Raw genomic sequence first — 7,798 nt, 5'->3', positions numbered from 1 at the left:
TTCCTCGCGCTCTTCGGGGCTTTGCAGGCGCTCCTTCTCGGGCGGCGGGGTGTCGTTGATCAGGAAGGGCTTGATCGAGTGGTACTGCTTGAAGAACTGCGTCATGTCGACGATCAGGTCCCGCACCACCGGCAGACCCGGCAGCGGCTTGAGCACGATCGGCTGCTTGAGGTCGCGCAGGTTGGTGATGCAGGCCAGCCCGTTCTTGCCATTGATATTCATGGCGTCGGAGCCGCACACCCCCTCGCGACAGGAACGGCGGTACGACACCGAGTCATCGGTGGTCTGCTTGATACGCATCAGCGCGTCGAGCAGCATCTTGTCGGTGGGCAGCAGCTCGACCTCGATGTTCTGCATGTACGGCCGCTCGTCCTTGTCAGGGTCGTAGCGGTAGATCGAGAACTTGACCACACGGGTGGCGGCCGCGGCGGGCGCGGCGACAGGGGCTTCGATGGTGGCGCTCATGTCGGTGGCGGCTTTCTCAGAAGGTGCGGGCCTTGGGCTCGAAGGTCTCGACCGTGAGCGGCTTCATGTTCACGGGCTTGTAGTCGAGGCGATTGCCCTCGGAGAACCACAGTGTGTGGCGGATCCAGCTGGCGTCGTCGCGGTTGGGGAAGTCGCGGTGGGCATGTGCCCCGCGGCTCTCCTTGCGGGCCTCGGCCGACACGATGGTGGCCTTCGCGGTCTCGGTGAGGTTGGCCAGCTCCAGCGCCTCGACGCGGGCGGTGTTGAAGACCTTGCTCTTGTCCTTGAGGTGGATGTGCTGGGCGCGCGCATCGAGCTCGAGGATGCGCTCGGCACCCTGGCTGAGCAGCTCGGAAGTACGGAACACGCCGCAGTGGGCCTGCATGGTGCGGCGGATCTCGTCGGCCACCACCTGGGTGTTCTCGCCGCCGGAGGAGCCATCGAGGCGGGCCAGGCGCGCCAGGGTGGCATCGCCGGCGTCATCGGGCAGGCGCTTGTGGGCCTCGTCCTTCAGGCGGCTGGAGACGATGTGATTGCCGGCGGCGCGACCGAAGACCACCAGGTCGAGCAGCGAGTTGGTGCCCAGCCGGTTGGCGCCGTGCACCGACACGCAGGCGCACTCGCCGATGGCATACAGACCCTGGACCACGCTGTTGGGGTTGCCGTTGCGGGGCACCACCACCTGACCATGGAAGTTGGTGGGAATGCCACCCATCTGGTAGTGAATGGTGGGCACCACCGGGATGGGGTCCCTGATCGGATCGACGTTGGCGAACTTGATCGCGATCTCGCGGATCGAGGGCAGCCGCTTCATGATGGTGTCGGCGCCGAGGTGATCGAGCTTGAGCAGCACGTAATCGCCATCCGGGCCCGCGCCGCGGCCTTCCTTGATCTCCTGGTCCATCGAGCGCGAGACGAAGTCGCGCGGGGCGAGGTCCTTGAGGGTGGGCGCGTAGCGCTCCATGAAGCGCTCGCCGTGCTTGTTCAGCAGGATGCCGCCTTCGCCGCGCACGCCTTCGGTGATGAGCACGCCGGCACCGGCCACGCCGGTGGGGTGGAACTGCCAGAACTCCATGTCTTCCAGCGGAATGCCGGCGCGCGCCGCCATGCCCATGCCGTCACCGGTGTTGATGAAGGCATTGGTGGAGGCCGCCCAGATGCGGCCGGCGCCACCGGTGGCGAAGACGGTGACCTTGGACTCCAGGATCATGACCTCGCCGGTCTCCATCTCGAGGGCGATCACGCCGACGCAGTCGCCCTCGGCGTTGCGCAGGATGTCCAGCGCCATCCACTCGACGAAGAACTGGGTGCGGGCGCGCACATTGCGCTGGTACAGGGTGTGCAGCAGCGCATGGCCGGTGCGATCGGCCGCAGCGCAGGCGCGCTGCACCGGCTTCTCGCCGAAGTTGGCGGTGTGACCGCCGAACGGACGCTGGTAGATGGTGCCGTCGGGGTTGCGGTCGAACGGCATGCCGAAGTGCTCGAGCTCGTAGACCACCTTGGGTGCCTCACGGCACATGAACTCGATCGCGTCCTGGTCACCGAGGTAGTCGGACCCCTTCACGGTGTCGAACATGTGCCAGTACCAGTTGTCCTCGCTCATGTTGCCGAGCGAGGCGCCGATGCCGCCCTGCGCCGCCACGGTATGTGAGCGGGTGGGGAACACCTTCGAGAGCACGGCCACGCTGTAGCCGGCCTCGGCGAGCTGCAACGAGCAGCGCATGCCGGAACCACCGGCACCGATGATCACCGCATCGAACTTGCGTCGCGGCAGGTTGTTGGCCAGGTTGTTGAGGACTTCGGCCATCTCAGACTCTCCAGAGGATCAGGACCGCCCAGCAGGCATAGCCGGCCAGCAGCACGATGGTGCCCACCTGCAGCACGAGGCGCACGCCGGTGGGCTTGATGTAGTCCATGTAGATGTCCCGCACGCCGATCCAGGCGTGGTAGACCAGCGAGAGCAGCGCCAGCAGCGTGAGCACCTTCATCCAGCCGCTGGCGAACAGCCCTGCCCAGGTGCCGTAGCTCAGCTCGGGCAGGGTGAGCAAAGACACCAGCAGCACCAGGGTGTAGACCGCGAGCAGCACCGCGGTCACGCGCTGGCCGAGCCAGTCGCGCATGCCGTAGTGGGCCCCGACGACGATTCGCTTGGTGGTCATGTCAGAACACCCCGAAGAGCTTGAGCGCGACCAGCGCGGTGAGGAAAAGGCTTGCGCCCATGGCGATCGTGGCCGAGGTGCGCGCCTGCTCCTTGGCGGTACCCATGTGCAGGTCGAGCAGCAGGTAGCGGATGCCGGCGCAGAAGTGGTGCAGGTAGGCCCAGCTCAGCACCAGGATGACCAGCTTGCCCGGCACCGATCCGACGATGGCGCGGTAGGCATCGAAGCTGATCTCGGAGGTGATGCTCTGCTGGAACAGATAGAGCGCGAAGGGCAGGCCGACCAGGAACATGAGCGCGCCGCTGACCCGGTGAAGGATCGAGATGACCCCGGCGGCGGGGAGACGGTACTGGAGGATCTGCGAGACGTGGATGTTCCGGAATTGAGGACGGGCCCGCGGCCCCTTGTTTCCTGCGAGTTCTGACATCAGTGCCTCATCGGGGACGGAGATTCGAACGGTGCAACAAAAAGGCGGTCGTATTCTGAAGCATTTTTGCGCGCCGCACCAATGCAGTGCCCGGGGTCCGGGTCCGGTTCACGGGCAGCATCAGCCGAGCGCGCTGCGGTAGTGGAAGGCATCGGTGACATAGCGGCCGCGACGCACTTCGACCGGCCGGTCCTGGTAGGTGTAGGTGACCCGCTCGGCCTGCAGCAGCGGCGAGCCCGGCGCCACGCCCAGCAGCGTGGCGGCCTCACGATCGGCGGCCACCGCACGAAGCTGCTCGGCGGCGCGGATCATGCGCACGCCGAACTCGGACTCGAACAGGCCGTAGAGCGGCCCGACCGAGGCGCCGAGACGCTCGGCGCTCAGGCCACGAAACAACGCGCCCGGCAGCCAGATGTCATCGAGCACGGTGGGCCGCTGCTCGAACGAAAGCAGGCGGCGGATGAACACCACGGTCTCGCCGCCGCGCAGACCGAGCGCTCGCGCGATCTCGATCGGCGCGCGCACACGCCGACACTCGAGGATACGGCTCTCCATGCGCCCGGGCGGCCCGCCATCATCGGGACGAAGGCGCAGAAAACGGAACTGGGTGCGCTCCTCGTGGTGCGTGGCCACGAAGGTGCCCCGGCCCTGCCGACGCACCAGCAGGTTCTCGGCGGCGAGTTCATCGACCGCCTTGCGAACCGTGCCCTGGCTGACCCCGAAGCGCGCGGCGAGCTCGGTCTCGCTCGGAATGGGCTCGCCCGGCTTCCACTCGCCGGCCTGCAGGCCACGGGTGATCAGGCCCTTGATCTGGCGATAGAGCGGGCTGAAGCGCGGGGTATCGGCCCGCGCCGCCTCGACGCCGGGGCGATGGTCGGTCATGCCTTCATTGAATCACAGAGCGAATCGGAATTTCAATAACATATGTCTTATATAAGATAGCTTTCTGGATTGACAGCGGACTGACCACGCCGCTATCCTCGAAACCACACCCGTGGCCCGGTCTTGGCCTGCCAAGGCACCCGCGCGCCGCTGTTCCCAACCGCATCCAACGCGAGGTTCCCTGATGACCAAACCCGTCAAGCGTGTCGCGATCACCGGCGCGGCCGGCCAGATCGGCTACAGCCTGCTGTTTCGCATCGCCAATGGCGACATGCTCGGCAAGGATCAGCCCGTGATCCTGCAGCTGCTCGACATCACCGCCGCCCTGCCCGCCGTCAAGGGCGTGGTCATGGAGCTCGAGGACTGCGCATTTCCGCTGCTGGCCGGCGTGGTGATCACCGATGACCCCAAGACCGCGTTCCGCGATGCCGACTATGCCGTGCTGGTGGGCGCGCGCCCGCGCAGCAAGGGCATGGAGCGCAAGGACCTGCTCGAGGCCAACGGCGCCATCTTCACGGTGCAGGGCCGCGCCCTGGACGAAGCCGCCAGCCGCGACTGCCGCGTGCTGGTGGTGGGCAACCCGGCCAACACCAACGCCTACATCGCCATGAAGTCCGCCCCTGGCCTGCCGGCGCGCAACTTCACCGCCATGCTGCGTCTGGACCACAACCGGGCGCTGTCGCAGATCGCCTCGCGCACCGGCAAGCCGGTGTCCGCGATCGAGAAGCTCGCGGTCTGGGGCAACCACTCGCCTACCATGTACGCCGACTACCGCTTCGCCACCATCGGCGGCCAGTCGGTCAAGGCCATGATCAACGACGAGCCCTGGAACCGTGATGTCTTCCTGCCCACGGTGGGCAAGCGCGGCGCGGCCATCATCGAGGCCCGCGGCCTGTCGTCGGCCGCCTCGGCCGCCAATGCCGCGATCGACCATGTCCGCGACTGGGCGCTCGGCACCAACGGCCGCTGGGTCACCATGGGCGTGCCCTCCGACGGCTCCTACGGCATCCCCGAAGGCATCATGTTCGGCTACCCGGTCACCTGCGCCAACGGCGAGTACAGCCTGGTCCAGGGCCTGGAGATCGACGAGTTCTCGCGCTCGCGCATCGACATCACCCTCAAGGAACTCCTCGAGGAACGCGACGGCGTCAAGCACCTGCTGGGCTGAGCCTCGCTGCGGACGCGCCGGCACCCTGCCGGCGCCAGCGCCTGCGCCGGCTCGCTGCCGGCGCCCCACCCCAACCCGGAGGCCGACATGACCACGCCCGGACAGAAGTTCCGCGATGCCCTCGCCCAGGAGCAGCCGCTCCAGATCCCCGGTGCCATCAACGCCAATCACGCGCTGCTCGCCCGTCGGGCTGGCTTCAAGGCCATCTACCTGTCGGGCGGCGGCGTGGCGGCCGGCTCGCTGGGCCTGCCTGACCTCGGCATCTCGGGCCTCGATGACGTGCTCACCGATGTGCGCCGCATCACCGATGTCTGCGACCTGCCGCTGCTGGTCGATGTCGACACCGGCTTCGGTTCGTCGGCCTTCAACGTGGCGCGCACCACCGCGTCGCTGATCAAGGCCGGGGCCGCGGCCATGCACATCGAGGACCAGGTCGGCGCCAAGCGCTGCGGCCACCGGCCCAACAAGGAGATCGTCTCGCGCCAGGAGATGGTCGATCGCATCAAGGCCGCGGTCGACGCCCGCAAGGACCCGAGCTTCTTCATCATGGCCCGCACCGACGCCCTGGCCAGCGAGGGCCTGGAGGCAGCCATCGAGCGCGCCGTGGCCTGCGCCGAGGCCGGTGCCGACGGCATCTTCCCCGAGGCCATCACCGACCTGCCGATGTACCAGCAGTTCGCCCGCGCGGTGAAGGTGCCGGTGCTCGCCAACATCACCGAGTTCGGACAGACGCCGCTTTTCACCGTCGAGCAGCTCGCCGCGGTCGATGTGGCGATCGTGCTCTATCCGCTGTCGGCCTTCCGTGCCATGAACAAGGCCGCCCAGACCGTCTATGAGACCCTGCGCCGCGACGGCACCCAGGCCGCCGTCGTGCCCATGATGCAGACCCGCCAGGAACTCTACGACTCGATCGGCTACTGGGACTTCGAGAAGAAGCTCGACCAGCTCTTTGCCCAGCAGCCCCGGCGCTGAACCGCGCCACCGCGCAGCCACCGTCACTTCCCGTAAAGGACCTTCGCCAATGAGCCAAGCCCCCGCCGCCACCGGGCCCAAACCGAAGAAATCCGTCGCGCTCTCGGGCGTGACCGCCGGCAATACCGCGCTGTGCACCGTCGGCCGCACCGGCAACGACCTGCACTACCGCGGCTACGACATCCTCGACATCGCCGATGTGGCCGAGTTCGAGGAGATCGCCCATCTGCTGGTGCACGGCAAGCTGCCCAACCGCGCGGAACTGGCCGCCTACAAGGCGCGACTGCGCGCGATGCGCGGCATCCCGGCGGCCGTCAAGACGGTGCTGGAATGCCTGCCCGCCGGCACCCACCCCATGGATGTGATGCGCACCGCGGTGTCGGCCCTGGGCTGCCAGCTGCCCGAGAAGGACGATCACAACACTCCGGGCGCGCGTGACATCGCCGACCGGCTGATGGCCTCGCTCGGCTCCATGCTGCTCTACTGGTACCACTTCAGCACCAACGGCAAGCGCATCGAGGTCGAGACCGACGACGACACCATCGGCGGCCACTTCCTGCACCTGCTGCACGGCCGGCCAGCACCCGAGATCTGGGTCAAGGCCATGCACACCTCGCTCATCCTGTACGCCGAGCACGAGTTCAATGCCTCCACCTTCGCCTGCCGCGTGGTGGCCGGCACAGGGTCGGACATGTACTCGGCGATCACCGGCGGCATCGGCGCGCTGCGCGGCCCGAAGCACGGCGGCGCCAACGAGGTGGCCTTCGAGATCCAGAAGCGCTACGACAGTCCCGACGAGGCCGAGGCCGACATCCGTCGCCGCATCGAGAACAAGGAGGTCGTGATCGGCTTCGGCCATCCCGTCTACACCATCGCCGATCCGCGCAACAAGGTGATCAAGGAGGTCGCGCGCCGCCTGTCGCAGCACGCCGGCACCACCAAGATGTTCGACATCGCGGACCGCCTCGAGACCGTGATGTGGGACATCAAGAAGATGTTCCCCAACCTCGACTGGTTCAGCGCCGTCAGCTACCACATGATGGATGTGCCCACCGCGATGTTCACGCCGCTGTTCGTGATCTCGCGCACCTCGGGCTGGGCCGCGCATGTGATCGAGCAGCGCATCGACAACAAGATCATCCGGCCGAGCGCGAACTATGTCGGCCCGGAAGATCTGCGCTTCGTGCCGATCGACGCCCGCACCTGAGCCAGCGTGCTCGTGGCCGATACCGTCAGCCCCCGGCCCGCGCCGGGCGTGCGCGCGGGCGCCCAGGCCGGCACGGCCGGGCGCTGGCTGGCCATGCTGGCACTGACCGGTCTGGCGGCCTGCGCCAGCGCGCCCAAGCCGCCCCCGGTTGCGACGCCGCCGGCACCCACGGTGCTGCCCGCACCCGCGCCACCGCCGATCGCAGCCCCAGCCCCGTCACCGCCGCCTCCCGAGCCCGCCGCGCCGGCGCCGCAGATCGACACCCCGGCCGCGCCCATGGCGCTCGAACCCGGGCTGTATCGCTGCGAACTCGGCCGCCGGGTGATCATCCGCCGCATCTCCCCTGACGGGCGCAGCCTGGTGCTCGGCTGGCAGGGCAAGGACTGGCCCCTGGAGGTCGTGCAGGCGCGCACCGGCGCCCGCCGCTTCGAGAACGCCCGCGCCGGACTGGTCTGGCTGGTGATCGTCGACAAGTCGATGCTGCTCGATGCCAGGGCCGGCCGTACGCTGGCCAATGA

General features: G+C 67.8%; 9 protein-coding genes. 4 read left to right on the top strand and 5 right to left on the bottom strand.

The window, feature by feature from the left end:
• The 5 genes from AC2H6A_RS16160 to AC2H6A_RS16140 form a co-directional block, all read right to left on the bottom strand.
• Nucleotides 1-465: 2Fe-2S iron-sulfur cluster-binding protein (locus tag AC2H6A_RS16160; RefSeq protein ID WP_484274744.1), on the bottom strand; the 465-nt coding region annotated here is incomplete at its 3' end.
• A 16-nt stretch (nucleotides 466-481) separates the two neighbouring features.
• Nucleotides 482-2,272, bottom strand: a complete 1,791-nt coding sequence (gene sdhA, locus AC2H6A_RS16155; protein ID WP_484274742.1) for a succinate dehydrogenase flavoprotein subunit — start codon at nucleotides 2,270-2,272, stop codon at nucleotides 482-484.
• Nucleotide 2,273: 1 nt separating this feature from the next.
• The gene (gene sdhD / locus AC2H6A_RS16150) at nucleotides 2,274-2,624 is read right to left on the bottom strand and encodes a succinate dehydrogenase, hydrophobic membrane anchor protein (protein WP_484274741.1); all 351 of its coding nucleotides are present in this window, start codon (nucleotides 2,622-2,624) and stop codon (nucleotides 2,274-2,276) included.
• 1 nt (nucleotide 2,625) lies between these two features.
• Nucleotides 2,626-3,051, bottom strand: coding sequence for a succinate dehydrogenase, cytochrome b556 subunit (sdhC, locus tag AC2H6A_RS16145; RefSeq protein WP_484274740.1), 426 nt, complete (start codon nucleotides 3,049-3,051; stop codon nucleotides 2,626-2,628).
• Between the two features lie 120 nt (nucleotides 3,052-3,171).
• Nucleotides 3,172-3,933: a GntR family transcriptional regulator gene (locus AC2H6A_RS16140; RefSeq protein WP_484274739.1), complete on the bottom strand. Its 762-nt coding sequence runs from the start codon at nucleotides 3,931-3,933 to the stop codon at nucleotides 3,172-3,174.
• Nucleotides 3,934-4,117: 184 nt separating this feature from the next.
• On the opposite strand from AC2H6A_RS16140, the gene AC2H6A_RS16135 reads away from it, so the two are divergent.
• From AC2H6A_RS16135 to AC2H6A_RS16120, 4 genes are all read left to right on the top strand, one after another.
• On the top strand, nucleotides 4,118-5,101 hold the full coding sequence (locus tag AC2H6A_RS16135) for a malate dehydrogenase (RefSeq protein WP_484274738.1): 984 nt from the start codon (nucleotides 4,118-4,120) through the stop codon (nucleotides 5,099-5,101).
• 87 nt (nucleotides 5,102-5,188) lie between these two features.
• On the top strand, nucleotides 5,189-6,073 hold the full coding sequence (gene prpB / locus AC2H6A_RS16130; RefSeq protein ID WP_484274737.1) for a methylisocitrate lyase: 885 nt from the start codon (nucleotides 5,189-5,191) through the stop codon (nucleotides 6,071-6,073).
• Nucleotides 6,074-6,122: 49 nt separating this feature from the next.
• A complete protein-coding gene (gene prpC / locus AC2H6A_RS16125) occupies nucleotides 6,123-7,280 on the top strand; it encodes a bifunctional 2-methylcitrate synthase/citrate synthase (RefSeq protein WP_484274735.1) in 1,158 nt (385 codons plus the stop codon).
• Nucleotides 7,281-7,286: 6 nt separating this feature from the next.
• Nucleotides 7,287-7,798 (top strand): hypothetical protein (locus AC2H6A_RS16120; RefSeq protein WP_484274734.1); only part of this gene is annotated, 512 nt, incomplete at its 3' end.

The organism is Quisquiliibacterium sp., from assembly GCF_982640115.1.
Note: the sequence above shows the minus strand (reverse complement) of the source record. Positions and strands in the feature narration are given on the sequence as shown.

Bases quoted from the DNA above. Each gene is read 5' to 3' on its own strand.
- sdhA (WP_484274742.1), bottom strand. From the start codon at position 2,272: ATGGCCGAAGTCCTCAACAACCTGGCCAACAACCTGCCGCGACGCAAG.
- sdhD (WP_484274741.1), bottom strand. From the start codon at position 2,624: ATGACCACCAAGCGAATCGTCGTCGGGGCCCACTACGGCATGCGCGAC.
- sdhC (WP_484274740.1), bottom strand. From the start codon at position 3,051: ATGTCAGAACTCGCAGGAAACAAGGGGCCGCGGGCCCGTCCTCAATTC.
- AC2H6A_RS16140 (WP_484274739.1), bottom strand. From the start codon at position 3,933: ATGACCGACCATCGCCCCGGCGTCGAGGCGGCGCGGGCCGATACCCCG.
- AC2H6A_RS16135 (WP_484274738.1), top strand. From the start codon at position 4,118: ATGACCAAACCCGTCAAGCGTGTCGCGATCACCGGCGCGGCCGGCCAG.
- prpB (WP_484274737.1), top strand. From the start codon at position 5,189: ATGACCACGCCCGGACAGAAGTTCCGCGATGCCCTCGCCCAGGAGCAG.
- prpC (WP_484274735.1), top strand. From the start codon at position 6,123: ATGAGCCAAGCCCCCGCCGCCACCGGGCCCAAACCGAAGAAATCCGTC.